15 protein-coding genes are annotated in these 26,253 nt (G+C 66.6%); 9 read left to right on the top strand and 6 right to left on the bottom strand.

The annotated features are described in order from the left end of the window. Window positions 1-15: 15 nt before the first annotated feature. Window positions 16-705, bottom strand: coding sequence for a DUF2490 domain-containing protein (locus BACI71_RS07675; protein ID WP_236552894.1), 690 nt, complete (start codon window positions 703-705; stop codon window positions 16-18). Window positions 706-944: 239 nt separating this feature from the next. Here BACI71_RS07675 and BACI71_RS07670 point away from each other — a divergent pair, with 239 nt between their 5' ends. From BACI71_RS07670 to BACI71_RS07635, 8 genes are all read left to right on the top strand, one after another. Continuing rightward, window positions 945-3,836 (top strand): TonB-dependent receptor, encoded by a 2,892-nt coding sequence (locus tag BACI71_RS07670; RefSeq protein WP_159757158.1) that lies wholly within the window; start codon window positions 945-947, stop codon window positions 3,834-3,836. A 149-nt stretch (window positions 3,837-3,985) separates the two neighbouring features. Continuing rightward, window positions 3,986-5,581: a sodium:solute symporter family transporter gene (locus BACI71_RS07665; RefSeq protein WP_159757155.1), complete on the top strand. Its 1,596-nt coding sequence runs from the start codon at window positions 3,986-3,988 to the stop codon at window positions 5,579-5,581. Between the two features lie 194 nt (window positions 5,582-5,775). Then, a complete protein-coding gene (locus tag BACI71_RS07660) occupies window positions 5,776-8,175 on the top strand; it encodes a glycoside hydrolase family 3 protein (RefSeq protein ID WP_159757152.1) in 2,400 nt (799 codons plus the stop codon). A 73-nt stretch (window positions 8,176-8,248) separates the two neighbouring features. Beyond that, window positions 8,249-10,057 carry a DUF885 domain-containing protein gene (locus BACI71_RS07655; protein WP_159757149.1) on the top strand — a complete coding sequence of 603 codons (1,809 nt, stop codon included), beginning with the start codon at window positions 8,249-8,251 and terminating at the stop codon, window positions 10,055-10,057. 93 nt (window positions 10,058-10,150) lie between these two features. Beyond that, window positions 10,151-11,437, top strand: coding sequence for a metal-dependent hydrolase family protein (locus BACI71_RS07650; RefSeq protein WP_236552893.1), 1,287 nt, complete (start codon window positions 10,151-10,153; stop codon window positions 11,435-11,437). 19 nt (window positions 11,438-11,456) lie between these two features. Beyond that, window positions 11,457-13,523 (top strand): alpha/beta hydrolase family protein, encoded by a 2,067-nt coding sequence (locus tag BACI71_RS07645; RefSeq protein WP_159757141.1) that lies wholly within the window; start codon window positions 11,457-11,459, stop codon window positions 13,521-13,523. Between the two features lie 121 nt (window positions 13,524-13,644). Next, window positions 13,645-16,116 carry a sulfite reductase flavoprotein subunit alpha gene (locus BACI71_RS07640; RefSeq protein WP_159757138.1) on the top strand — a complete coding sequence of 824 codons (2,472 nt, stop codon included), beginning with the start codon at window positions 13,645-13,647 and terminating at the stop codon, window positions 16,114-16,116. Between the two features lie 81 nt (window positions 16,117-16,197). Continuing rightward, window positions 16,198-16,785 (top strand): isochorismatase family cysteine hydrolase, encoded by a 588-nt coding sequence (locus BACI71_RS07635; RefSeq protein ID WP_159757135.1) that lies wholly within the window; start codon window positions 16,198-16,200, stop codon window positions 16,783-16,785. A 70-nt stretch (window positions 16,786-16,855) separates the two neighbouring features. On the opposite strand, the gene BACI71_RS07630 is transcribed toward BACI71_RS07635, so the two are convergent. From BACI71_RS07630 to BACI71_RS07620, 3 genes are all read right to left on the bottom strand, one after another. Beyond that, window positions 16,856-19,051 (bottom strand): TonB-dependent receptor, encoded by a 2,196-nt coding sequence (locus BACI71_RS07630; RefSeq protein WP_236552892.1) that lies wholly within the window; start codon window positions 19,049-19,051, stop codon window positions 16,856-16,858. An 83-nt stretch (window positions 19,052-19,134) separates the two neighbouring features. Further along, window positions 19,135-19,536: a hypothetical protein gene (locus tag BACI71_RS07625; protein ID WP_236552891.1), complete on the bottom strand. Its 402-nt coding sequence runs from the start codon at window positions 19,534-19,536 to the stop codon at window positions 19,135-19,137. Between the two features lie 63 nt (window positions 19,537-19,599). Further along, window positions 19,600-19,980 (bottom strand): winged helix-turn-helix transcriptional regulator, encoded by a 381-nt coding sequence (locus BACI71_RS07620; RefSeq protein ID WP_159757132.1) that lies wholly within the window; start codon window positions 19,978-19,980, stop codon window positions 19,600-19,602. 91 nt (window positions 19,981-20,071) lie between these two features. On the opposite strand from BACI71_RS07620, the gene BACI71_RS07615 reads away from it, so the two are divergent. Beyond that, window positions 20,072-21,133: an SDR family oxidoreductase gene (locus BACI71_RS07615; protein ID WP_159757129.1), complete on the top strand. Its 1,062-nt coding sequence runs from the start codon at window positions 20,072-20,074 to the stop codon at window positions 21,131-21,133. Window positions 21,134-21,181: 48 nt separating this feature from the next. Here the strand turns inward: BACI71_RS07615 and BACI71_RS07610 are convergent, their stop codons facing one another. Both BACI71_RS07610 and BACI71_RS07605 read right to left on the bottom strand, forming a co-directional pair. Then, on the bottom strand, window positions 21,182-24,247 hold the full coding sequence (locus BACI71_RS07610; RefSeq protein ID WP_236552890.1) for a TonB-dependent receptor domain-containing protein: 3,066 nt from the start codon (window positions 24,245-24,247) through the stop codon (window positions 21,182-21,184). A gap of 237 nt (window positions 24,248-24,484) precedes the next feature. After that, entirely contained in the window at window positions 24,485-26,227 is a 1,743-nt protein-coding gene (locus tag BACI71_RS07605) for a methyl-accepting chemotaxis protein (protein ID WP_159757126.1), read from the bottom strand. Window positions 26,228-26,253 lie beyond the last annotated feature (26 nt).

The raw sequence follows: 26,253 nt of genomic DNA, 5'->3' as shown, positions 1-26,253 counted from the left end.
GGCGCCCGTCGACGCCTAGTCGTGCAGGATCGGACCGATGGCGTTAATCGTCAGTTGCAGGCTCAGCGCATGCTCCATCTGCGGCCTGATCCCGTTGCGCCCGAAGCGATACTGGTTGAGATAGCCGATATCCAGCAACGCCTTGCGGGTGATCAGCGGGATCGTCACGCCCAGCATGTTGCGCATGCGCTCGTAGCCTGACCGTTGGCCCCAGCGGGTTGAATTCGGCAGGACAAAGCTTTCGTGCGAGGCGAAGAGCGCGAACCCGGCGCGGCGCAGCGGGAAGTTTCGGCGTAGCAAGGGTCTGATCCGGACCCCTATCTCGTCACCACCCGGATTGAAGCGCTCGTCAACACGGAGACGGGCGAACAGATTGCCGTGGGTCAGCACCATCTGCTGCCGCAGCCGGTTCTCGTGTACCGACGGGCCGGAGGCGCTATACAGCCCCACCCGGCGATAACCGAAGCCCAGCTCGACCGCCTTGCTGACTTTCCAGCCGAGCAGTCCGCCATATTCGGTCTGGCTGATCCCGTCGGCCCGCTCGCCCCACCGTCCGATCTGTTCAAGCGTCACGCGCACTTCCGGCGTAAGCGGAACGTTGACGTTCACCTGCTCCCAGAATTGCTGGTCTTCCACCTGAGCCGCAGCAGGAGCGGCGAACAGCAGCGCACCCGAAAGGAATGCCGCACAACGCGATTTGGACACGCACAACCCCCCGGGGAAGCTCAACTCGCCGTTTCTATAGCGAGCCCCGACGACTTGACCATGCGGCGCGGGCGACAATCCTCATGCAGAGTTCATTCATCGTATAAATTCGGTCGCTTGCCGCAAAAACATTGCTGCTACCAAGCCCGCCCGCTCCGCTTGGTGCGCGCAGCGGACGAACAGGGACACAGCGTCGCACGCTGCTCGAGAGAACGAAGACATAAGGTCGGGAGAGGAATATGAGATCGTGGTGGATGCTGGCTGCCTTGAGCGCCAGCTGCTCGGTATCGTCGTTGGCACTGGCGCAGAGTGCACCGCCTGCTCCGGCTGATCCGCAAGGCCCCGGCGCACTGGCGCTGCCCGGGCAGGCCTCGGGTCCGGCGGCAGGCGACCAATCCAGCGCGCAGGCCGAGCCCGGCGCGGCCAGTGATATCGTCGTGACGGGCATCCGCGCCAGTCTCAGTTCGTCGGCACAGACCAAGCGCGACGCCAATCAAATCGTTGACTCGATCTCCGCGGTGGACGTCGGCAAATTCCCCGACGCGAACATCGCGGAGTCCCTCCAGCGGATTACCGGCGTCGCGATCGACCGCTCGGGCGGTGAAGGGCAGTTCATCACTGTGCGCGGGCTTGGACCAGAGTTCAACACTGTGCTCGTCAACGGCCGTGTGATGGCGACCGACAATGCCGGACGCGAATTCTCGTTCGACGTGCTGTCGTCGAACATGATCCAGCGTACCGACGTCTTCAAGTCGCCGGTGCCGGAGTTGCAGGAAGGCGGGATCGGCGCGACCGTCAACATCGTCACCGCGCGACCGCTTGACGGCCGCAGCGGCCTCCATGCCGCGGCGCAGATCGGGGGCATTTATGACCGCTCGCGCGAGCGCGTTACGCCCGACCTCGCCGCGACCGTCTCCTACGCGAACCCGGACAAGACCTTCGGCATTTTACTCGCCGGCTCGTACACCAAGCGCGAGAGCCAGACCGACACGATCGCGATCGACGGCTGGATCAACGGCCGGCCGGACATCGTGCAGACGATCGGCGGTGTGCCTACCATTATCACCGGATCGGACCCGCGCTACCCGGTTACTGGCAACGCCAACCTGCCGCAAAGCGTCTACTATCAGCGCGCGCAGGAGGAGCGCGGGCGCATCAACGTCTCGGGGGCGGTGCAATTCAGGCCGGCTGACAATCTCGAAATCACCGTTGATGGCATCTACTCGCGCTTCAACATTTCGGGCGTGACGCGCCGGCTCGATAATTTCATGGCTGCCCCCTACTATCAGCCGACGTTTGACGGCACCAACACCGCGACCGGCCTGACCATGTTGGGGCGTGACTTCATCGCGGCCAACCCGCAGTTCCTGGCAGACAACCCGACACTCACCAACAATGGCGTCAACGCCAAGGTCGATCACGTCTACAACACGACCAACCGCAAGTCGGACAGCTACCAGATCGGCGGCAACATCAAGTGGAACCCGGCGGAGAACGTCGAGCTCCGACTCGACGTTTCCACCACCGGCGCCAATCGCAATTCGCCAAACGCTTATTACGTCTACGGAGCGCTGCTACCCTACAGCTACCAGTTCTCGCTCGATGGCGGGAAGGGCATCCCGTCAATTTCGTACGATAACAACATCATCAACAACCCCGATTTGATGCGGCTGCATTACATGGGGATCGACGCCAACCGATCGCGCGATCGCGGCTCCGAATACCATTTCGACACCAAGTGGGACGTCGATGGCTCGATCATGCGCAATGTCACGTTGGGGGGATCCTATACCGAACGGCGCAAGATCAACCGCCAGTTCAACAACAGCGACTCCAACTGCACTTACTGCGGCTATCAGGTGCCGATCGCCTCCGGCCTGCTCCAGCCCTATGAATGGGGCGACCTGCTCGGCGGCGGGCAGAACATCCCGCCCTCGCTGTTCGAAGTCGATCCGCAGGCCTTCCTCGCCTATCTCAATGATCCCGCCACGCTCAACATCCCGTCGAACGGCCGCACGCCCGAGCAGCAGGCGGCGTTTGCGGCGCAGGTTCAGGCGTTAGACGGCGGTCCGTTCGGCGTGCGCGAGCAACTTCGCGGCACCGTTAACGTGCAGGAGCGGCTGACTGCAGGCTATATCAGCATGCAATTCGGCAATGATCGCTGGACCGGCAACGCCGGCGTGCGCGTGATCCGCACTCAGGTACTCTCCGCGGGCTTCGACACGCCGGTCACGGGGATCAGGAACACTCCCGGCGACGATACGCTGCAATATACCTATGGCCCGGCGACCGCGATCGCGGTGCGCAACAGCTACGTCAACGCGCTGCCCTCGGCCAATTTGAAGTACAACCTGACCGACAAGCTGATCGCGCGTGCCGCCTTCTCGCAGACGATCACGCGCCCGACGTTGACCGACCTCGGCGTCAACAACGATTACGGCGGGCGCATCGCGGTGCCGCTATCGTCCGGCGGCAACCCGAACCTGTTGCCGTTCCGCTCGACCAACTACGATCTTTCACTGGAATGGTACCTTTCGCGCGTCAGCTACATTAGCGTCGGCGGTTTCTATAAGGACCTGTCGGACTTCCTCGAATTGCAGACGTTGCCGGTCCAGCGCTTCGACCGGGTCTATCAGGACACCCGGACGCGCAACGGGCAGAGCGGCACGATCAAAGGCATCGAGGTCGGCGGACAATATTCGTTTGACGCGTTGGGCGGATTTGTCGGCGGCTTTGGGCTCACCGGCAACTACACCTATGTCGCCAGCAGTGCCGAGCGCGATCAGGTGCTTGCGGATTTTCAGTGTGGTTACAACGGGCTGTCACCACACTCCGCGAATGGCAGCGTCTTCTACGAAAAATATGGCATTTCGGCGCGCGTATCTTACAACTGGCGATCGGACTATTTGCGCAATTGTCGCGACAGCCAGTCGCGGCCACGCAACCGTTCCTCCTATGGCCAGCTCGACTTCAACGTCTCGTATGACCTCACGCCCAACTTCCAGGTCTATCTGCAGGGCGTGAACGTCACGAATGAATATATCGACGAATGGTCGGCCATCAAGGAGCGCTATCTGCTGCAGCAGGAGACCGGCGCACGTTACAATTTTGGCGTTCGCGCCAAATTCTAACACGTTTCATATTCTGACCGGCGCTGAAGTGTTGGCAGAGCGGCACGGCGCGGCGACGGTAACGTCGTCTGCGCCGTGGACGTGACGGTGACATACGCTACACTAGGATCCGGGGTCGCGCGCTGCCGCCGATTGCGGGAGGGAAATGAATGACGTTGCAAACGATCGATCTGGTCGTGGTTATTGGATATGCGATCGGCATCTTCGCGCTGGCGCAGTGGGTTAGCCGGGACAAGGCCGGCGAGACCAAGGACACGTCCGATTATTTCCTGGCGTCCAAGTCGTTGCCGTGGTGGGCGGTCGGCGCCTCGCTTATCGCTGCCAACATCTCCGCCGAGCAGATCGTGGGCATGGCCGGATCGGGCTATGCAATCGGGCTGGCTATCGCCTCCTACGAATGGATGGCCGGCGCTACGTTGTTGATTGTCGGGAAGTTCTTTCTGCCGATCTTCCTGCACAACCGCATCTATACCATGCCGCAGTTTCTCGAGCAGCGGTATGGTACCTCGATCCGGACGATCATGGCGGTGTTCTGGCTGGCGCTGTATATCTTCGTCAATCTGACCTCGATCATCTGGCTTGGCTCGATCGCGGTGACGCAGGTCGCCGGGATCAACCAGGATCTGGCGCTGGTCGGGTTGGGTGCTTTTGCGGTTCTGTACCAACTGCGTGGCGGTCTCAAGGCGGTGGCGTTGACCGATATCGTGCAGGTGACGCTGCTGGTGTTCGGCGGATTGCTGGTGTCCGCGCTGACGCTGCGGGCCATCGGCGGCGATGCCGGCATCATCGGAGGTTTCGGGGAGCTGACGCGGCGCGTCCCGGATCATTTCGACATGATCCTGTCGCCGGACAATCCGCATTATAAGGAGCTCCCGGGACTTGCGGTGCTCATCGGTGGCATGTGGATCGCCAACCTGAGCTATTGGGGTTTCAACCAGTACATCATCCAGCGCGCCCTGGCCGCGAAGAGCCTGCCCGAAGCACAGAAGGGCATCGTCTTCGCCGCGTTCCTGAAGCTGCTCATGCCGCTGGTGATCGTGCTGCCGGGTATCGCCGCGGTGGTGCTGGCGCCGGACCTCGCCAAGCCTGACGAAGCCTATCCCGCGATGCTGCGGCTGCTGCCGCCCGGCCTGCTGGGGCTGGTGTTCGCGGCGTTGATCGCGGCGATCATCGCGTCGACCGCCTCGAAGATCAACGCGATCGCGACAATCTTCACCCTGGACCTCTACGCCAAGCAATTCGGCCGGAAGACGGTTGCCGAAAACGGGCGCGCCGATCCGGCGCAGGAGCGCCGATTGGTGCTGGTCGGGCGGATCGCTGCCTGCGTGTCGATCGTGATCGCGATGCTGACCGCGCGTCCGCTGATCGGGCAATCGGATCAGGCGTTCCAGTTCATCCAGGAGTTCTCCGGCTTCTTCACGCCGGGGATCACGGTGATCTTCCTGCTGGGCCTGTTCTGGAAGCGCGCGAACGAGGCGGGCGCGATCGGCGCGGCGGTGGCATCGGTGGTGTTGTCCTACGTACTGCGTGCGGCGCTGCCCGACCTGCCGTTCCTCAACCGCATGAGCCTGGTTTTTCTGCTGAGCCTCGCGCTGGCAGTGGTGCTGTCGTTGCTGGTACCGTCGCGCGCGAATGCCAATCGCGTTACCGTGCAGGACGTCGACTTCCGTACCACCACCGGCTTCAACGTCGCATGCCTCGGCATCGTCCTGATCCTGATCGCGCTCTACGCAACCTGGTGGTGAGATGACGTCGTGACGGCGTGGCACAATTCAGCCGCCTCCACGACCGGAACGAGGCGGTCGTGGACCGCTGGATCGCCACGCCCGCGGCCGGTGACCGGCGGTGGCATCGTCCAAGACTTTCGTCCTGTGGCGTCGCTAGCGGGATAGCGCTATCAGCATTGTTCGGACACAATCGAGAACCAGGACGGGCGGGGATGACGATGCGGGGCGTGAGCTATCTGGCGGTGGCGTTGATGACGGTCGCGGCGGGCGGGGCCGTAGCGCAGGTCGCGCATCCAGACCGCTGGCCGGTCGCGAAGAGCACCGGGCTGGTCGATCCCGCGACCGAGGCGAAGGTCACCGCCCTGCTCGCCCGGCTGTCGCTGGAGGAAAAGATCGGCCAGATGATCCAGGCCGATATCGGGGCGATCAAGCCCGAGGATTTGCGCAAATATCCGCTCGGCTCGATCCTCGCCGGCGGCAGCTCGCCGCCGATCGGCAGCCCCGACCGCTCGCCCGCCGCGCCGTGGGTGGAAACGTCGCGCGCGTTCAACGCGGTGGCGATGGAACAGCGCGCCGGGCACGTCGCGATCCCGCTGATGTTCGGGGTCGATGCGGTGCACGGCAACAACAATGTCGTCGGCGCAACGATCTTCCCGCACAATATTGCGCTTGGCGCAATGCGCGACCCTGCACTGATCCGTCAGATCGGCGCGGCGACCGCAGCAGAGACGGCGGCAGCCGGGATCGACTGGGCATTCGGGCCGACCGTGGCGGTGCCGCAGGATGACCGCTGGGGGCGTAGCTACGAGGGCTATTCGGAGGATCCCGCGGTGGTAGGCTCCTATTCGGGCGCGATGGTCGAGGGATTGCAGGGCGTGGGCGGCGATCGCGGCATCCAGCACGGCCATGTCGCTGCAAGCGTCAAGCACTTCCTCGGTGACGGTGGCACCAAGGACGGCGTCGATCAGGGCGACACGCAGGTCGACGAAGCCACGCTGATCCGCATCCATGCCGCCGGCTACCCGCCCGCGATCAAGGCCGGCGCGATGACGGTGATGTCGAGCTTCTCGAGCTGGAACGGGCAGAAGATGCACGGCAACCGCTCGCTGTTGACCGACGTGCTCAAGGGCCGAATGGGGTTCGAGGGGTTCGTGGTCGGCGACTGGAACGGCCACGGGCAGATCCCCGGCTGCACCAACACCGACTGCCCGGCGACCTTCAATGCCGGGCTCGACATGGCGATGGCGCCGGATAGCTGGAAGGGACTGTTCGACACGACGCTGGCCGCGGCGCGCGCGGGCAAGATCCCGATGGCGCGGATCGACGATGCGGTGCGCCGTATCCTGCGCGTCAAGATGAAGCTGGGGCTGTTCGACCCTGCCCGCCCCTATGAGACGCAGCCGCAGCAACTCGGGTCGGCGGCGCACCGCGCCATCGCGCGCGAGGCGGTGGCCAAAAGCCTCGTGCTGCTCAAGAACAACGGCGTGCTGCCGATCAAGGCCAGCGCCAACATCCTCGTCGCGGGGGATGCGGCCGACGATATCGGGCGGCAGTCGGGCGGCTGGACGCTGTCATGGCAGGGTGACGGCAACACCAATGCCGACTTCCCGGGCGCGACGTCGATCTTCGCCGGGATCGCCGCGGTGGCCAAAGCGGGCGGCGGCAGCGCGACGCTGTCGGCCGATGGTCGGTTCACGACCAGGCCCGATGTCGCGATCATCGTGTTCGGCGAACAGCCCTATGCCGAAATGCGCGGCGACGTCCGCACGCTGGAGTTCGAGGCCGGCGACAAGCAAGCGCTGGCGCTGCTCAAGCAATTGAAGGCGGCAGGCATCCCGACGGTGTCGGTGTTCCTGTCCGGCCGGCCCTTGTGGGTTAACCCGGAGCTGAACCAGTCGGATGCATTCGTCGCATCGTGGTTCCCCGGCTCGGAAGGCGAAGGCGTCGCGGACGTGCTGATCGGCGGCAAGCGCGACTTCACCGGCACCTTGTCGTTCAGCTGGCCGAAGACCGCGGGGCAGTTCACCCTCAACCGCGGCGCGCCCGGCTATGACCCGCTGTTCCCGTTCGGCTATGGGCTCAGCTACGCCAGGCCGGGCAAGGTCCCCGCGCTCAGCGAAGTCGCTGGCGTCGATGCGAGCCTCGCCAACACCAGCCTGTTCTTTGCGCGCGGGCGCGTCCCTGCCCCGTTCCGCCTCGACCTCGATCCGGCGGTCACGCGCGCCGCGGTCGACAGCGCGACCGCGCAGGAGGGTGCAACCCGGCTGACGTGGAAGGGCAAGGGCTCAGCGAAGATCGCCGGTCCAGAGCTGTCGCTGCTCCGCGAAACCAACGCCGACCTGAACCTGCAGATCACCTATCGCGTCGATACGCCGGCGACGGGTCCGGTCGGGCTGGCGCTGGGTGGCGGGCGCGTCGACATCGCCCCGCTGCTCGGCAAGAGCGGGTGGCAGGTACTGCGCGTGCCGCTGAAATGCTTCCGCGAGCGCGGCGCGACGGTCGAGGAGGTATCGACCCCGATGACGATCGACGCCACTGCGCCGTTCGCGCTGTCGGTGTCGGACGTGCGGCTCGCGACCGATCCGGCCGGGGCGACCTGTCCGGCGGCATGAGGCGGGTGTGGGCGGGGCACCTCCCCGCCCACCGTCGTTTGACCTTCCCGCCTGTGCCGGTCATCACAGGCGGATGAACCATCTCGTCTCGCGTCGCGACACCTTGCTCGGCCTGACCGCCGTTACTGCTGCCACCGCCGCCGGGGCGGCGCCGTCCGGCGAGAACGCGCAAGCGTTCCTTGATCGGGTCGCATGGCAGGTGCTCGAACTTCAGCCCGAACGCGCGACGACGCTGGGCGTCGACGAAGGCGCGCATGCGGGCTTGCGGCGGCGGCTGGAAGATCGCTCCCCGACCGGCGTCGCGGCGCGGCAACGTTTCCTGAGCGGCGCGCTGGCCGAGCTGGCGAAGGTGCCGCGCGCCGGGCTCGACCCCTCGACCGCGACCAGCCTCGCGGTGGTCGAGAGCGCGTTCCGGACCGCGCTCGACGGCATGGCGCTGCCTTACGGCGTGGCGACGATCGGTGACTGGCGCAACACGCCCTATGGTGTCGTGCAGAACGTCGGCGCATGGCTGGACGTGCCGCAGATGCTCGACGGCGACCAGCCGGTGCGCGACAAGGCCGATGCCGAAGCCTATCTCGCGCGGCTTGCGGCGATGCCGACGCAGCTTGACGGTGAGACGCAGCGGATTCGACAGACACGCGCGATGGGGGTCGTGCCGCCGTCGTTCCTGCTCGACAAGACGATCGCGGGGATGACGCGGACGCTTGCCGAGGCAGCGAACGCGGACGGGCCGCTGATCGGCCCGCTGGCGCGCAAGGGCAAGGCGGTTGCGGGCGACTGGACGGCGCGCGCCGCGGGGATCGTGCGCAGCACGATCGTACCGGCGCTGGAGCGGCAACTGGCGGAGATCCGTGCGCAGCGGGCGGTGGCGACCGCCGCGCCGGGGATGAACGCGCGCCCGCACGGCGAACAATGGTACGCCTGGGGCCTGCGCGCGGGCACCACGACGCGGCGGAGCGCAGCGGACCTCCACGCGATGGGGCGTGCGCGGCTGGCCGACCTTCAGGCGCAGATGGACGTGATCCTGCGCAAGGAAGGGCTGACGCAAGGCAGCGTCGCCGAGCGCACGATCGCCTATCAGCAGCGCCCCGGCATCGGCTTTCCGGATGGCGACGAAGGGCGACGCCAGATCGTCGCCTATATGCAGGGCCGCATCGGCGCGATCCGTCCCAAGCTGCCACAGGCGTTCCGTCGGCTGGCGCGTGGCAACCTTGAGATCCGGCGGATGCCGCTCGCGCAGGAACCGGGGGCGCCCGCGGCGTATGGCGGGCCCGGCACGATCGACGGGCGCGAGCCGGGCAAGGTGTGGATCAACCTCGGCGATCCCTCGATCCACAATCGCGTGACGATCCCCGACCTCGTCTATCACGAGGGCATTCCCGGCCATGTCTGGCAGGGCGAATATGCGCAGCGCCTGCCGCTGATCCGCTCGATCCTCGCCTTCAACGCCTATTCGGAAGGCTGGGCGCTCTATGCCGAGCAACTGGCCGACGAGCTGGGCATGTATGAGCGCGATCCGGCCGGACGGCTCGGCTATCTGATGGGACTGGCGTGGCGCGCGGTGCGGCTGATCGTCGATACCGGCATCCATGCGCTCGGCTGGTCGCGCGACAAGGCGCTGGCCGAGTTCGTCGCCGCGACCGGGCTGCCGCGCAGCAACGCCGAAAGCGAGGTCGATCGGTACTGCGCATGGCCGGGTCAGGCGTGCGGCTATGAGGTCGGGCGCGCCGAGATCGTCGCGCAGCGCGCGCGGGCACGGACGGCGCTCGGCACGCGCTACGACCTGCGTGACTTCGATCAGGCGGTGGTCGACGGCGGCAACGTGCCGCTGAACGTGCTGGCCGACAACGTCTCCCGCTATATCGACCAGCCTGGCTGAGCACACGCCCGCTTGCCTTCGGTCGCCGGCTCGGCAACGATGCGGCAAAAGGGGGGTTCAGGGATGTTCAAGGCTTTACTCGCGGCTCTTGCGATGACGACGGCAATGCCGGCGCTCGCTCAAGCCCCGGCGCCGGGCACGGTGACCTACATTCAGGCCGGTGCATTGCTCGACCGGCCAGGACAGGCGCCGCGCGGGCGCACCACGATCGTCGTGCGCGACGGCAAGGTGGCGGAGCTGCGCGATGGCTTCGTCGCGCCCGAGCAAGGGGCGAAGCTCGTCGACCTGCGCGATGCGTTCGTGATGCCGGGCATGGTCGACATGCACGTCCATCTGTGGGGCATCGGCGGCGATCCGATGCGCGCGCGGCTGGAGGCGCTGACGCGCGACAGCTTCGACGACGAGATGACCGCGGTCGCCAACGCGCGCGCGACGCTGGCGGCAGGGTTCACGTCGGTGCGCGACCTCGGCGGCGATCCGCGCGGCATCCGTGCGCTGCGCGATGCGATCGACGCCGGGACGGTCGAGGGTCCGAGCATCACCAATGCCGGCGAGATGATCTCGGTGACCGGCGGGCACGGCGATGCCGGGAACGGGCTTGCCGAAGAGTTCGCCGAGGCGGTTCACGCACATGAGATCAACCTGTGCGACGGCCCCGACGACTGCCGCCGCGCGGTGCGCGCGCAGGTCGGGATGGGCGCGAAGGTCATCAAGTTCGCCGCGACCGGCGGGGTGCTGTCGAACGTCAGCGGCGGGCTGGGGCGCGCGATGACCCCGGAAGAGATGCGCGCGATCATCGACACCGCGCATGCGCTCGGCCGCAAGGTCGCCGCGCACAGCCACGCCGCCGAGGGGACGAAGGCCGCGCTGGAGGCCGGCGTCGACTCGATCGAGCACGGCACGTTCCTCGACGGCGATACGATCCGACTGTTCAAGGCCAAGGGCGCGTATCTGGTCCCGACCGAAATCGCGCCGGTCGCGGCGCTGGCGCAGGCGCGCGGCGGCGCGTTGCCACCCGCGACGATCGCCAAGGCCGAGCAGGCGGCGGCGGCGATGGCGGCCAGCCACCGCCGCGCCTATGCCGCCGGCGTCAAGGTGGCGTTCGGCACCGACACCGGCGTCTCCAAGCATGGCGACAATGCCACCGAGTTCGCGGTGCTCGTCAAGAACGGCCTCACCGCGGCACAGGCGATCGCCGCCGCGACCACCGGCGCCGCCGACCTGCTGGGGCGCGACGACATCGGCACGATCGCGCCGGGCAAGACCGCCGACATCATCGCGGTGCGTGGCTCGCCGCTCGACGACGTCACGCGGCTCGAGCATGTCGCGTTCGTCATGCATCGCGGCACCGTCGTGACGCTTCCCGCCACCGCCAGCTGATCTCTGAAGGAACGCCTCCTTGCGCCTGACCCCCACCCTCATTCCCGCCCTCGCCCTGCTCGCCGCCAGCCCGGCTGTCGCGCAGCAACAGCCCAATGCCGCCCCCGTCGACGCGCCGAACCGACGCTTCACCGGTGAGGATCTGTTCGGCCTGTCGATCGCCGCCGATCCGCAGATCAGCCCGGACGGTCGCACGATCGTCTACGTCCGGCGCAGCGCCGACATCATGACCGACCGGATGCAGTCGTCATTGTGGCTGATCGATGTCGCCAGCGGGCGGCAATCGCCGTTCGCGACGCAGGGATCGAGCCCGCGCTGGTCGCCCGACGGGACGCGCGTCGCGTATGTGGCGGGCGACGGCAACGGATCGCAGCTGTTCGTCCGCTGGCTCGCCACCAGCGCGAGCGCGCGCGTCACGGGCTTTCCCGGCGACCCGCAGGCGCTCGCCTGGTCGCCGGACGGCACCCGGCTCGCCTATATCGCGACGGTCGCGGGCGAGCCGACCACACTCGGCAAGGCACCGGCGAGGCCGGAGGGCGCGAAATGGGCCGAGCCGCTGACCGTCATCGACCGGATCAACTATCGCAACGATGGCGGCGGTTACGTGAAGCCGGGGCGCGACCATCTGTTCGTGGTCGCAGCCGAAGGCGGGGCGGCGCGGCAGCTGACGTTCGGCGCGTTCGACGACGGCGGGCCGCTGTCGTGGACGCCCGATGGCCGCGAGATCGTGTTCGCGGCGATCCGCGGACCGGATGCCGAGCGGCAGATCCTGAATTCCGACGTGATGGCGGTCGACGTGAACACCGCCGCGCTGCGGACGCTGACGACGCGCGACGGGCCGGATGGACAGCCGCGCGTGTCGCCCGACGGCACGCGGATCGCGTGGCTCGGCTTCGACGACAAGCGGCGCAGCTATGAGAACACCCAGCTCTACGTCGGCGATCGCAATGCCGGCGCGCCGCGCTCCCTGACCGCGCCGCTCGACCGCGCGATCGAGGAGGCGAGCTGGGCGGCGGACGGGCGGAGCCTCTACGCCAGCTACGACGATCGCGGGCAGCGGCGGATCGCCCGGATCGGGCTCGACGGGCGCGTTCAGCCGTTGATCGACAACGTCGAGGGCGGCGGGATCGACCGGCCCTATACCGGCGGCGACTTCTCGGTCTCGAAGGGCGGGACGATCGCCTATACCGGCGGCGACGCGAGCGCTCCTGCCGACGTCTGGGTGTGGAGCGGCGGCAAGCCGCGGCGGCTGACGCAGCTCAACGACGTGCTGACATCCGCGAAGACGCTGGCGAGTGTCCGCAAGATCGCGGTCACCGCCCCCGACGGTCGCGCGATCGACGCCTGGCTCGCGACCCCCGCCGGCCGCGCGCCGGGAGCGCGGGTGCCGCTGATCCTGGAAATTCACGGCGGGCCGAACAGCGCCTATGGCCCCAGCTTCGCCTCCGACGTCCAGCTCTACGCTGCGGCGGGCTATGCCGTATTGTGGACCAATCCGCGCGGCTCCACGTCCTATGGTGCGGAGTTCGCGAACCTCATCGACAAGAATTATCCCTCCGCTGACTATGACGACTTGATCGCCGCAGTCGACGCCGCGATTGCAGACGGCACCGCCGACCCCGACAATCTGTTCGTCACCGGCGGATCGGGCGGCGGCGTGCTGACCGCCTGGATCGTCGGCAAGACCGATCGCTTCAAGGCGGCGGCGACCCAGAAACCGGTCATCAACTGGACCAGCGAAGCCCTGACCATGGACGCGATGCTGTTCACCTCGCGCTACTGGTTCAGCAAGTTGCCCTGGGAGGATCCGATGAGCTACTGGAACCGCTCACCGCTCAGTCTCGTCGGCAACGTCAAGACCCCCACGCTGGTCGTCGTCGGGAGCGAGGACTATCGCACGCCGGTGAGCGAGTCCGAGCAATATTATGCCGCGCTCCAGATCCGGGGCGTGCCGACCGCGCTGGTGAAGGTGCCCGGCGCCAGTCACGGCGGATTCACGTCGCGGCCCTCGCAATCGGCGGCGAAAGCGGCGGCAATCATCGCATGGTTCGATCGCTATCGCACGCGCGGAATGGCGCGACCATGATCGGATCGCGTCATCCCGGACGGATCGGGGATGGCGTCATGTGGCAACGCCACGATCATTGACCCGGCGCTGACCTGCCGTTAACGCGACTTACTCGCACTAGCGGGGAAGTGCTGGGTTGATGACGCGTTCGGTTCTGTTTCAAATTCACTGGTTTCTGGGGATCACCGCGGGCGTGGTGCTGGCGGTGATGGGAGTGACCGGCGCGTTGATGAGCTTCGAGGCGGAAGTCCTCGCCGCGCTCAACCCCGGCGTTGTCATCGTCACGCCCGCGCCGACCGCTCCCCTGCCCGCAACCGCATTGATCGCGCGCTTCGGTGCCCAGCGCCCCGACGCGACGATCACGCGACTGGTGCTGGAGCGCGACCCGCACCGCGCCGCGGCGGTGACCTTTGCGGTCAAGGGATCAAAGGCCCGTCTTCGCAGCTTCATCGACCCGGCGACCGGTACACTGCTCGGCGAGCCGCGCGGCGAAGGCTTCTACCGCGTCGATGAGGACCTGCACCGCTGGCTGGCGCTACCCGGCGGCGGCAATGGCCTCGGCCGGCAGATCACCGGCCTCGCCGCGCTGTCACTGATCTACTTCGCGCTGTCAGGGCTTTACCTGCGCTGGCCACGGCGCCCGCTCGACTGGCGCAACTGGCTGGTGCTCGATCTGCGCATGACCGGCCGCAACCTGTACCGTGCACTTCATGCAGTGGTTGGCGGCTGGGTGCTGGTCTTCTATCTCGTCAGCGCGGGGACGGGGCTGTGGTGGTCCTATGATTGGTATCGCCGCGGCGTGCAGCAGCTGCTGGCAGTGGAGCGACCGCACGACCCACGCCCGCGCCCCGGCACGGGACCGGACGCCGACCTGCCCCGCGCCTGGGAGGTTTTCGCGCGCGCTACCGCGGGGCGGCGCTACGACACGATCACCGCCACCGGCCGCAACGGGCCGGAAGTGCAATTCCGCGGCACCTTGCCCGGTGCTCGCCACGACCGGGTATCCGACGAACTGACGATCGACAGCCAGACCGGACGGGTCGTTTCCGACACACGCTACGCCGACCGATCGACGGGGGCAGATATCGTTGCGAGCGTCCTCGAGATCCACCGCGGAGCCTATTTCGGGCTCGCGGGGCGAATCGCGATCATGCTGTCGAGCCTGACAATGCCGCTGTTCACGATCACCGGCTTCCTGCTGTACTTCGCACGCCGCCGTCGCAAGCGCGCGCTGGCAGCGGTCGTGTCGCCGACACCTCCCTCGACGTCGCAGGGTAACGCGACGACGCTGGTTGCCTTTGCGAGCCAGACGGGCGCGGCGGAGCGGATCGCGCGCCTGACCGCGCAGGCATTGCCGGGCGCGGTTGCGCTGCCGGTCGCTGCGCTCGATGCGACAGCCCTGGCCAGCGCGAAGCAGCTGTTCGTCGTCGCGAGCACTTATGGCGAAGGCGAGCCGCCGGACGCCGCTCGCAGGTTCGCCCGCATGATGATGCATAGCGGCGGCGAACTTTCGCATCTCTCCTATGCGGTGCTGGCCCTCGGCGATCGGGAATATCGCGACTTCTGCGCCTTCGGGCATCGTATCGATCAGTGGTTGCACACGGCCGGCGCGGCGCGATCGTTCGACCTGATCGAAGCGGACGGCGAGGATGCGGACGCGCTACGGCAATGGCAGCAGCAACTGGCGGGTATCGGCGCGCGGACCGACCAGCCCGACTGGGCGCCAGCGCCGATGACGGAATGGCGATTGATCGAGCGGCGGCTGCTCAATCCCGACAGCGTCGGCGGGGCGGCGTGGCATATCGCGCTGACGCCGGTCGGCGGGCCGGCGACATGGAAAGCTGGCGACATCCTCGAAGTGCTGCCGCAGCAAGATCCGGCACGCGTCGATGCGTTCCTGCGCGCGCACGATCTCGTCGCTACCCCTGCGCTGCGTGCGACGCTGATGACCCGCCTGCTCCCGGCAAGCATCGACGACGGCTTTGAGCCGGCCACGCTGAAGCCGTTGCCGCACCGTGACTATTCGATTGCGTCGATCGCCGCGGACGGTCGGGTCGAGCTGATTGTCCGAGCCTGCGCGGCGGCGGACGGGTTCGCCGGGCTCGGCTCCGGGTGGCTGATCGACGGCGCGCCGCTCGATGGCGTGGTGCAGGCGCGGATCCGGAACAACCCGGCCTTCCACGCGCCCGCCGATCCGGCGACGCCGCTGATCCTGATCGGCAACGGCACGGGGCTAGCCGGGCTACTCGCCCACCTGCGGCAGCGCGCGGCCGACGGCGGGGCGGCGGCATGGCTGTTCTTCGGGGAGCGCCATGCCGCGCACGACGACCTTTATGCCGAGGTCCGCGCGGCGTTGACGGCGTGTGGCGTGCTGACGGAGACGTGGTCCGCGTGGTCACGCCACGCCGACGGTTCGCGGTACGTGCAGGATGCGGTCGCGCTGGCCGGCGAGCGGATCGCGGCTGCCGTGGCGGATGGCGCGGCGATCTATGTGTGCGGCAGCGTCACCGGCATGGCGCCTGGGGTCCATGCTGCGCTCGCCACCATCCTCGGTGAGGAGCTGCTCGAACAGCTGTTGTCGGAGGGGCGCTACCGCCGCGACATCTACTGAGCCGCCGTCGCAGCGTTCATGTGGATCAACGACAGCGGCGTGGCGACTGCGCATGACAGGGCCCCAGGAGAAGGAGGCCCCATGGCCGATGCACAGACCCCCTCGCCGGGCGCCTCCGCGCTGCTCATCATCGACATGATCAACGATCTGGCGTTCGATGGTGGCGAAGACCTCGCGCCCGCTGCGATCGCCGCGGCGAAGCGTATCAGTGACGTGCGCGACGCCGCGGACGCGGCACAGGTGCCAGTGATCTACGTCAACGACAATTTCGGGGATTGGTTGTCCGAGCGCGGTGCGATCGTCGACCATTGCCGCGCGGCAGCGAGCCGCGGCAAGCCGTTGATCGACCTGCTGCACCCGCGTGACGGCGATTATTTTGTCGTGAAGCCGCAATTTTCCGGCTTTTACGCGACCAACCTGCCGGTGCTGCTTCCGCAACTGGGGGTTAGCCGGCTGATCCTGACCGGCATCGCCGCCGACATCTGCGTGCTGTTCACCGCCGCCGACGCGCATATGCGCGACTATGACCTGTGGGTGCCGGAGGACACGGTCGCCAGCGAGCAGCGCGAGCATCAGCAATGGGCGCTTGAGCTGATGCGGCACAGCATGTGCGCCGAAACCGCCGCCAGTGACGCGCTCCCCCTGTCGGCATGGCTCGAGCGCGCCTGACCGCGCCCACGACGGCGGGCGGCGACCGCCGGGGATAGTAAAAGAACCCCCGGCGGTTCCCCGAAACGGATCAGAGCCGCGCGGATAACGCGATGTCGAACGAGCGCGGCGCCCCGATATAGACGTTTGTCGCGGGATAGCCGGAGTATTCGCCGTAAAAGGCGTCGGTCAGGTTGCGTACGCGCGCGGTAAGCGTCAGCCCTGACGCGACCGGGGCCGATACGCTCGCGTCCAGTACCGTGTGGCCCGCCACCCGGATCGTGTTTGCGGTATTGGTGTAGAATGCCCCCGCATGCCGCAGGAACCCGCCGACCGTCACCGCCCGCCCGATACTATAGAGCGCCGACGCGTTGACGGTCGTCGCGGGCACATTGATCGGCCGCTTGCCCGTCCGGTCGACCGCCACGCCGCCGATCAGCTCGACCAGCCGGTCATAACGCGCATCGGTCCACGAAGCACCGCCCGACAATCGCAGTGCCGTGAGGGGCACCACCGCGACGCTGGCCTCGACACCTTGCGATGATTGCCGTCCGCCCTGCACCGCCAACGTCGGATTAGCGGGATCACGCGTCAGGATGTCGCGCTGCGTGATGCGAAAGACGGCGGCCGTCAGCGTGGCCCGGTCGCTCCAGCCGCTGGCCTTGATCCCTGCCTCATACGAACGACCGCTCGTGAGCCGGAAGCGGCTGTTGGCGATCGAGGCGAGCAGCACCGACGATACCGGCGACACTGCGGTGGTATATTGCGCGTATAGCGTGACGCCGCGCGTTGCCTCCAGGGTCGTGCCAGTGCGCCAGGAGACCGGATCGAAGCCCGGTTGGTTCCGGTCGATCGCTCCGCCGACGTTCTGGATCGTCGCACGATCAAGGGCGATATGGTCCCAGCGGACACCACCGACCAGCAGCCAGCGCGGCGTGATGTTCAGCGCATCCTCCGCGAACAACGACGTCTGCCGCAGCCGGGAGTCGAACGTGACATTGAGGCTGGTGAAGACGCCCGTCCCGTCCGGCACCGCCACCACCGCGGGGTTGCGGACATCCAGCGTCGGCAGGACCGCCGCGGGCGCCTGCCGGCGCAGGCTGATGAAGTAGGTAGCGTTGTGCTCCAGGCCAAGGCTGAAGCGGTTGCGCAGCCCGGCGACGTTGCGGTCGTTACCGATGACGCCGCGTGCGTTCCAGAAGCGGTGGTCGTGGCGAAAATCCTGGAAGCTCTGCCGGAAACCGCCGTGCGGAAAAGCGGCGCCGGGCGCGACGAAGGTCTGGCTGTCGGCGAGCAGGAAGGCGCGGTCGGCGGTATAGGCGGTCAGGTCGACTGCGACGGTCCAACCGGTACCTGCCGCCCAGTCGAGCCGCGAGCGAATCGTCGTGTCGTCAGCACCCGAATAAGCGCCGAGCGGATTGTAGTTGCGCCGTCGCAGCGCGCGATCGGCGACCAGCCCGGCGGTCGAGCGGACCGCATCGCTCGGCCGTTCGGCGTAAGCGGCCGGGATCAGCGGCAATCCCTGATAGCTGGAGGCGTAGCGATCCTCGAAATGGTCGATCGCCACCAGCAACGAAACGCGATCGTCCGGGCGCCACAACAGGCTGGTGGTCAGCCCGCCCGAAAATGTGGCGTTGCGATCGACATCATATAGGCTGTCGGATCGCTGATAACTTGCATCGGCGCGGATCGCGATCGTCGCATCGACCGGCAGGTTCACACCCGCCGCCGCGAAGAGCGTGTCGAAGCTACCGCCCGATAGCAGCAGGTCGGCGCGCCGCTCGCCGAGCACGGGCTTGCGCGTCACCTTGTTGACGACACCTGCCAACGCTCCTTCACCGTACAGCACCGAGGCCGGGCCTTTCAGCACCTCGACGTGGTCGTAATGCCAGTTGTTGGTATCGCGCTGTACGACAGTCGACGCCGACACACGCACGCCGTCCTGCAGGATCGCGACGGTGTTGCCGGAGAAGCCGCGCAGGCTGATGACCGCCGGATTGCCGGGGACGTTGCCCGCGATCGCGCCGACCACGTCGTTGAACGTCTCGCGCATAGTCCGCAACCCACGGCGCTGGAGATCTTCCTGAGTCAGAATCTCGATGCTCGCCGGCGTTTCCAGGCTCGTCAGCCCCAGCCGGCTCGCCGCCTGCGGGCGTTCCCTGAGGCGCAGGGGATCACGCTGGCCGGTGACCACCACCGTCGGGTCGGCGCGATCCTGTGCGGTGGCGGGAACGGCAAGCAAAAGGCAGCACAGGACGGATCCCGCCCAAAGGGTATGTCTCGTCATTCAGGGTAACCTTCGACCTGCCCGGCAGGGCGTACCGGGCGAACAGCGGATGCATACCGTCGACGACGGCACGTGATGGCGGGTCAGAAGGTGGCGGGTGGTCCGCGCAACGGGGGACGAAGATATGGCGCGCGACGAAGCGGAGGGATTACGGCGGGCGCAAAGCCGGTCGCGATCACGAAGGCGATCAGCGCCGCGAGCAGCAACGGACCGGCTGCACCCAGCGTCGCCGCCGACAGCCCCGCGAACGCACATGGCAGGTCGGCGCGGCCGTGCTCGGAGGGGCGCTCGTGCCGCGGCATCGCCGCGTTCATCGCCGGCATCGTCGCGACCGGACCGAACCCAGAGCAGGCGACCAGCACCAGCCGTCCCTGCCCGGCCGCGATCATATAGCCGGCCGGCACCAACAATTTCAGCAACAATGCCGCCGCGCACAGCAGCAGGACGCATCGGCGTTGCGCGAGAAGATGGCGGATCGCCGTCACATCCCGTCGGTAGCGCGGCACGCGCGCCAAGTCACCGGGCGTGATCGCCGATGCAGATCAGCATCACTCTCGTCGCGAGCTGACGCGTGGTCGTAACTGGTCAAGCGCGTCAGCATTGTCGCGCCCCCAGGCATAGAGCAGCTCGATCGGCTCGACGAAGCGTCGGCCGAGCCGCGTCAGACGATATTCGACCATCGGGGGCATCACGCTTTGCACATGCCGGCTGAGCAGACCGCTTTCCTCCATGTCGCGCACCGTCTGGGTCAGCATCTTTTTGGAGATACCGGGCAGGCTGCGCTGGAGCACGCCGGTGCGCGCCGCACCACCGTGGCGGACGTGGAGCGTGTGGAGCACCATGCTCGTCCATTTGGTGGCGAACAGTTCCAGCACGCGGCGCGGCGCGCAATCCTCGCGCCATTCCTCGTCGCGCGTGCCGGGCTGCATGTGGTTACCCTTCGGTGCCTGGGGAGGTGAATGGTGCCGTCTAGAAGACACCCACCGCACTGCCTAGCTGTCTTGAAGATGAGGAGATTATATGGCGAAGACAGCATTGGTGGTCGGCGCGAGCGGGATCGTCGGCGCGGCCGCCGCGGCGTTGCTGGTCGAGCGGGGCTGGACGGTGCACGGGCTCGGGCGCCGTCCGGTCGAACAGCCGGGCGTGCAGCCGGTCGCGGCTGACCTGCAGGATGCGGGAGCGACTGCCGGGGCGCTGCGCGACATCCACCCCGACGCGGTGTTCATCACGACCTGGGCGCGGCAGGACAGCGAGGCGGAGAACATTCGCGTCAACAGCGCGATGGTCCGCCACCTGCTGGATGGACTGCCGCGTGCGGCCGGGCCGCGCCATGTCGCGCTGGTCACCGGCCTCAAACATTATCTCGGGCCGTTCGAGGCCTATGGCAAAGGCACGCTTCCGCAGACGCCGTTCCGTGAGGAACAGGGTCGGCTCGACGTCGAGAACTTCTATTATGCGCAGGAGGATGAGCTGTTCGCCGCCGCCGCGCGCGATGGCTTCACATGGAGCGTGCACCGGCCGCATACCGTGATCGGGCTCGCGGTCGGCAATGCGATGAACATGGGAACGACGCTGGCGGTCTATGCGACGCTATGTCGCGAAGCCGGGCGGCCGTTCGTCTTTCCGGGTTCGGCGACGCAATGGTCGGGGCTGACCGACATGACCGACGCCGGGCAACTCGCAGCGCATCTTCTCTGGGCCACCGAGACCGGAGCCGCGCACGATCAGGCGTTCAACGTCGTCAACGGCGACGTCTTTCGCTGGCAGTGGATGTGGGCGCGGATCGCGGAATGGTTCGGCGTGGAAGCGGCGCCCTTCGACGGCGTGGTCCGCCCGCTGGAACAGCAGATGGCGAACGATGCCCCGCTCTGGCGCGAGATCGCGGCACGTGAAGGTCTGGCCGAGCCGGATCTCGATCGTCTCGCCTCGCCGTGGCACACCGACGCCGATCTTGGTCGACCGATCGAGGTGGTGACGGACATGAGCAAGAGCCGGCGGCTCGGCTTTACCGGTTACCAGCCGACCGACGACGCGTTTTTCTTGCTGTTCGAGCGGTTGCGCACTGCGCGGCTCATCCCGTGAACTGAAGAAATGTCCGCCCGCCCCGGCCGGGACGGGCGGCGACGCATGTTACAGCTTCAACGAGACACCCGCGACGATCTGCCGGCCGAGCAGGTCGTAGCCCATGATCGTGTTGCCGCGCAGCAGCCCGATCTTCGAGCGGCTGTCCGGCACGATCGGTGGGTCGCGGTCGAACAGATTGTTCGCGGCGATCCGGAACGTCATGCGCTTGTTGATGTCGAAAGCAACGGCGAGGTCGATCCAGTCGTAGGCGGCAATGCCCGGATACTGATCGCGGCGCTGGCTCTCGTCCTGCGCCGGGATGCCGGTGCTTGCGGGCGCATAGAAGGTCGTCGGCATCCCGCTGCGGTGACGCCAATTGACCGAGACGTTGGCGATCCGCTCCGGCGCGAACCACGTCACGCGCATCTGGTGCGCCCAGCGCGGCATGCTCTCGCCGCACCCGCTGCTGAAATAGCCGGTGCAGTTGCGCTGGATCGCGGCCGGCGACGCCTGCCCGCCGTTGCGGGTCATGAGTGTGCCGTTGAAGCTGACATCAAGCAGACCGGCGCCGCCCAGGCCGACATTGTACTGACCCTGAAAGTCCCAGCCGTAGGACTGTTCCTTATAGCCGTTCGACGATCCGCGCGCGACCCAGCCGGTCGACGGGCTGGTCGCCGGCGAACTCGACAGCGTGCCAGTGCCCGGGTTGCGGATAATGCCACGGCAGAAATAGTCGAGCCCGGTGGTCAGGCATTCGTTGATGATGTCCTGCGGCTGGAGGAACGTCAGTTGGTCCTCGAGATCGATCAGCCAGCGATCGACCGATACCGTCAGGCCGGGAATGAACCGCGGACGCAAGACGACGCCGAACGTCTTGGTATAGGCGGTCTCCGGCTTCAGGTTGAACCCGCCCTCACGCACCGTGCAGCGATCATCGGGGCAGATCAGCGTCGTGCTGCCGTAGAGGTTGGCAGGCAGGCCGGTGTTGGCGCATTGCGCCGCACTGTAGAGCGGTGCGAGACGCGGACCATTCGGGTTGCTGCTGTCGACGCGCGGGGCGCACGGATCGGCGTAGAAACCCTGGTTCCAGAAGATGTTCGATGCGCCCGCTGCCGCACCCACGCCCGGCGCCGCCTGTGCCTTGTTATACGAGGCGCGGAAAGTAATATCCTCGATCGGGGACCACAGACCCTCGACCTTCCAGGTGGAGAAACGATTCTCCAGCCGGTTGTACTTGGACACGCGATAGCCACCGTTGAACTGCAGCAGCCGCGTCCACGACTGGTTCTCGACCAGCGGCGCCTGGATTTCGGCGTTGGCCTCCAGAATATTCTGCGTAACGCGCTGGCTCTGGCCGCCGTTGTTGTCGATGAAGATTTGGTTGACGATCGTCCGCTCCATCTCCTCACGATATTCGGCGCCGAGCGCGATCGCGACGCCCTGCTCAGCGAACGGCGAGGTGATGCCGTATTTGCCGAGATCGCCGCTGGTGGTCGCGAGGAACTGCAACAGCCGCGGGATGCGCGTGCTGATGCCGCCGGTCGCGCCGCCGTACAGGTAGTCGTTGAGCGCCTGGTCCTTGTTAAAGGGGGCGAAGGCGTTGAACGGGACGCATGCCGGGTCGCTTCCGTTCACCACTGAGCGGCAGGTCGGCACGCCACCGACGTTGACGACGTCGAGCGAGCGATTGACGTTGGCGAATTGCGCGAACGGCTGGTCGATCGTGTCGAGCCGTGCGCGCGAGATCATCGCCGCCACATCATAGCTCCAGACGTCGTTCAACCCCTTGCCACGGAGGCCCGCAACGATGCGATACCCCTCGTTGGTGAACTTTGACCGGACCAGCGGAAGACCGTCAAAACGGTAGCGTACGTCGATCGGCGCATACTGCCCCGCCACCCCGGCGTTGGCGCCGCACAGATCGCCGGCCTGCGATGCCGACAGGAAAGGATTGTCGCAATTCACCCGATACGGGTCGGTGCCATAGGCGCCGAAGTTGAAAGTCCGGTTCAGGATCGTGTTGTACGACTTGTCACGATAGAACAGCGCATTGGCGTAGAGCTCGATGCTGTCGCTAATCTCGGCGGTCAGGAAGCCGCCGACGTTGACGCGCTCAAAGGGCCGCTGAAAGGCGTGATCGTCATACGGGTTCGCCGACGCGCCCGCCGGTCCGCTGTTGATCGGGATGAACGTGCCGTCGCCGTTGGGATTGTTGACGAGTTGCTGGCCGTTGCGCGGGCCGGACTGCGGAATGATCGTTCCGGCCGGCGTGAAGCTGGCGCGGTTGCAGCCGAGTGGGGCGTTGTTGGCGGATTGCGTCACTTCGCAGACCGCGGTCGAACGATCGCCGAGCTTGACGATATTCGACTGGCGATAGTTGATGAAGCTGCTGAAATTGACGCGGCCATCGAACAGGTTCGTGCCGGCCGCTAGGCTGATGTCGCTGCGCCCGCCGTCGTTGGTCAAACCGTCCGGCGAGGCGAAGCCGGCGCGTCGCGCCGCCTCGGTCACCGCGTTGGCGGAGTTGTCATGGTTGAAGAAGCTGTAATTGGCATCGATCCGGATGCCCGAAAAATTCTTCTTCAGGATGAAATTGACGACACCCGAGACCGCGTCCGAACCATAGACCGACGAGGCGCCGCCAGTCAGCAAGTCGATTCGCTCGACCAGTGCGTTGGGGATGATCCCGACGTCGACGGTGTTCGGCAGGCCGATCCGCAGCCCGTCGATCAGCATCAGCGTGCGCTCATAGCCGAGGCTGCGCAGCTTAATTCGCTGGCGCCCTTCGGAGTCGCTGAAATTCTGCTCGGAATTGACCTGCACCTGCGGCAGCCGGTTGACGACTTCCTCGATCGTCGTCGCGCCCTGCGCGGCAATGTCAAAGGCGGTGGTGGTGACGATCGGCGCAGCGGAGCGGTTGTTCGGACGCACGATGCGCGTGCCGGTGACAACGACATCCTGTGCGCTGTCGCTGCTGTTGATTCGACCCGCATCGCCGGCCAGCTTGGCTGAGGCGACCGGATCGCCGATCAACGTGGCAGGCCCAGTGTCGGTCTGTGCGGCGGCGATCGACGGCATTGCCATCAGCGCGGCCACGCAACAGCCGTTGGCCAGCAAATTCCTCATCGTCATCATTATTATCTTCCCCTTACGCTCCCTGAAGCGCCCGGAAGAACATGCCCTGCCCACCTTGACGATGGATCGTGAGCGTTTGTCGCAAAGGCTGATCTCCCGGCGTCAGCGACGCGGGTTTGTCACTGCCAAGATGATTTAACAATAAAAATTTCGCTAATTTAGCAGCCCTTTGATTTCATTATTTGATTAGAGTGCGAGCTTTCACGGCTCAGGTCGCTGGCCGGCGCGCGAGGGTCAGGCGGCCAGCCGCGTAATGGGTCCGCCCGACCGACCGCGATCCGCTGGCGCGGCCACCGCAAAGCGCGACACCTGTCGCGATAGTTCGTCCGCCTCGCTCGACAGACTGCGAGCAGCGGCGGTCGCCTGCTCCACCATCGCGGCGTTCTGCTGGGTCACGCCGTCCATCTCTGACACGGCGGTATTGACCTGCTGCAGCCCGGTCGCCTGTTGCTCCGCCGCCGCACTGATCGCCGACATCAACGCGCTGATCTCATCTATGCGCGCGTTGATCGTTTGCAGGGCAGTGCCGGCCTCGGCGACCAGCCCCACGCCCAGATCGACCTGCTCGGTCGAGGCAGTGATCCGGGTCTTGACGTCCTTGGCGGCGTCCGCGGAGCGTTGGGCCAGCGCGCGCACTTCCGATGCAACGACCGCAAAACCTCTGCCCGCATCGCCGGCGCGCGCCGCCTCGACCCCGGCGTTGAGCGCCAGCAAATTGGTCTGGAAGGCGATCGCGTCGATGACGCTAATGATGTCGCTGATCTCGCCCGACGACCGCTCGATTCCCCCCATCGCATCGACCGCGCGCCGCACGACGTCGCCGGACACCGCCGCCTCACGGCGCGCGGCGGCGACGATCGTGTCGGCCTGTGCGGCATCCTTCGCGGTCTGCCGCACGGTGCTGGTGATCTCCTCCATCGCCGCTGCGGTTTCCTCAAGGCTGGCGGCCTGCTGCTCGGTGCGCTGCGAAAGATCGTCGGACGCGGAGCGGATGTCCGCCGCCCCGCTCCGGATGTCGCTGGAGGCGCGCATCACGGCGGTCATCACCTGCGCCATCGCCTCGATCGCACGATTGAAGTCGGCCTCGAGCCGGGCATAGGTCGGCGGGAAGCCCGACAGCCGCGCGCCGAGATCGGCATCCGCAAGCCGCTGGAGCCCGGTCGCCATCTGCTCCATTACCATCTGGCGTTCGTGGTCGCCGCGTTGTTTCTCCACCGCCGAGTCGCGGAAAACGAGCACCGCCTTGGCGATGCTGCCGATCTCGTCGCTGCGGTCGATGCTGGGGACGGCGATGTCGGTGCGTCCGGATGCCATCTCGACCATGATCGCCGCCATATCGACGACCGGCTTCGCCAGCGCGCGCGACAAGAGCACGCCAAGCGCCCCCGCAAGCGTGATCGCGACCAGCCCGCCGAGCCCGAGCGCCAGCTCGACCATCAACTCGGCGTGATGCTGCTCGAGATCCTGATGCACGACCCATTCCGCCTGCGCCGCCTGAATTTCCTTGTGCGCCTTGCGGATCGCGCTCAGTTGCTTGGCACCGGCCAGTTCGCGCGCGGTCTCGCGCGTTGCCGGGTTCGCGTAGGCCGCGAGTGTCGGCGCCACCTTCATCCGCTGCCATTCCGCGACGGCTGCGAGAAACTCGTCGACGCGCCGCAACTGGTCCGGGCGCGGCGCGCTCTGCTTGAACTTGGCGGCGGCCGAGCCGATCGCCGCACGATTTTCGTCATGCGTGTCGAGGAATGCCTGCTTGCCGAGCAGCACATATCCGCGGATCGCGCTCTGTCCCTCCACGACCCCGGTGAGCATGTCGTCGGCATGGTCCGAAGCCTGCTTGGCCTGGTCGCGCACCACCGCAACGTCGTGCAGCCGCGCGACGTTGACGAAGACGATCACACTGACCGCCGTGAAGGTGGCAACCAACGAGGCAAAGGCGAGCGCCAGCTTCCGCGGTATGGGCAGATTGCGAAAAAACATGGATTCCCCTCGACTTATTCAGTCAA

Origin of the sequence: Sphingomonas sp. 8AM (assembly GCF_902506455.1) — a bacterium.
Lineage (GTDB): Bacteria > Pseudomonadota > Alphaproteobacteria > Sphingomonadales > Sphingomonadaceae > Sphingomonas.
The sequence above is the reverse complement of the archived record's forward strand: the minus strand, read 5'-3'. Positions and strand labels throughout refer to the sequence as shown.

Bases quoted from the DNA above. Each gene is read 5' to 3' on its own strand.
- BACI71_RS07615 (WP_159757129.1), top strand. From the start codon at position 20,072: ATGGCGAAGACAGCATTGGTGGTCGGCGCGAGCGGGATCGTCGGCGCG.
- BACI71_RS07630 (WP_236552892.1), bottom strand. From the start codon at position 19,051: ATGACGAGACATACCCTTTGGGCGGGATCCGTCCTGTGCTGCCTTTTG.
- BACI71_RS07620 (WP_159757132.1), bottom strand. From the start codon at position 19,980: ATGCAGCCCGGCACGCGCGACGAGGAATGGCGCGAGGATTGCGCGCCG.
- BACI71_RS07640 (WP_159757138.1), top strand. From the start codon at position 13,645: ATGACGCGTTCGGTTCTGTTTCAAATTCACTGGTTTCTGGGGATCACC.
- BACI71_RS07670 (WP_159757158.1), top strand. From the start codon at position 945: ATGAGATCGTGGTGGATGCTGGCTGCCTTGAGCGCCAGCTGCTCGGTA.
- BACI71_RS07610 (WP_236552890.1), bottom strand. From the start codon at position 24,247: ATGACGATGAGGAATTTGCTGGCCAACGGCTGTTGCGTGGCCGCGCTG.
- BACI71_RS07660 (WP_159757152.1), top strand. From the start codon at position 5,776: ATGACGATGCGGGGCGTGAGCTATCTGGCGGTGGCGTTGATGACGGTC.
- BACI71_RS07605 (WP_159757126.1), bottom strand. From the start codon at position 26,227: ATGTTTTTTCGCAATCTGCCCATACCGCGGAAGCTGGCGCTCGCCTTT.
- BACI71_RS07650 (WP_236552893.1), top strand. From the start codon at position 10,151: ATGACGACGGCAATGCCGGCGCTCGCTCAAGCCCCGGCGCCGGGCACG.
- BACI71_RS07635 (WP_159757135.1), top strand. From the start codon at position 16,198: ATGGCCGATGCACAGACCCCCTCGCCGGGCGCCTCCGCGCTGCTCATC.
- BACI71_RS07655 (WP_159757149.1), top strand. From the start codon at position 8,249: ATGAACCATCTCGTCTCGCGTCGCGACACCTTGCTCGGCCTGACCGCC.
- BACI71_RS07665 (WP_159757155.1), top strand. From the start codon at position 3,986: ATGACGTTGCAAACGATCGATCTGGTCGTGGTTATTGGATATGCGATC.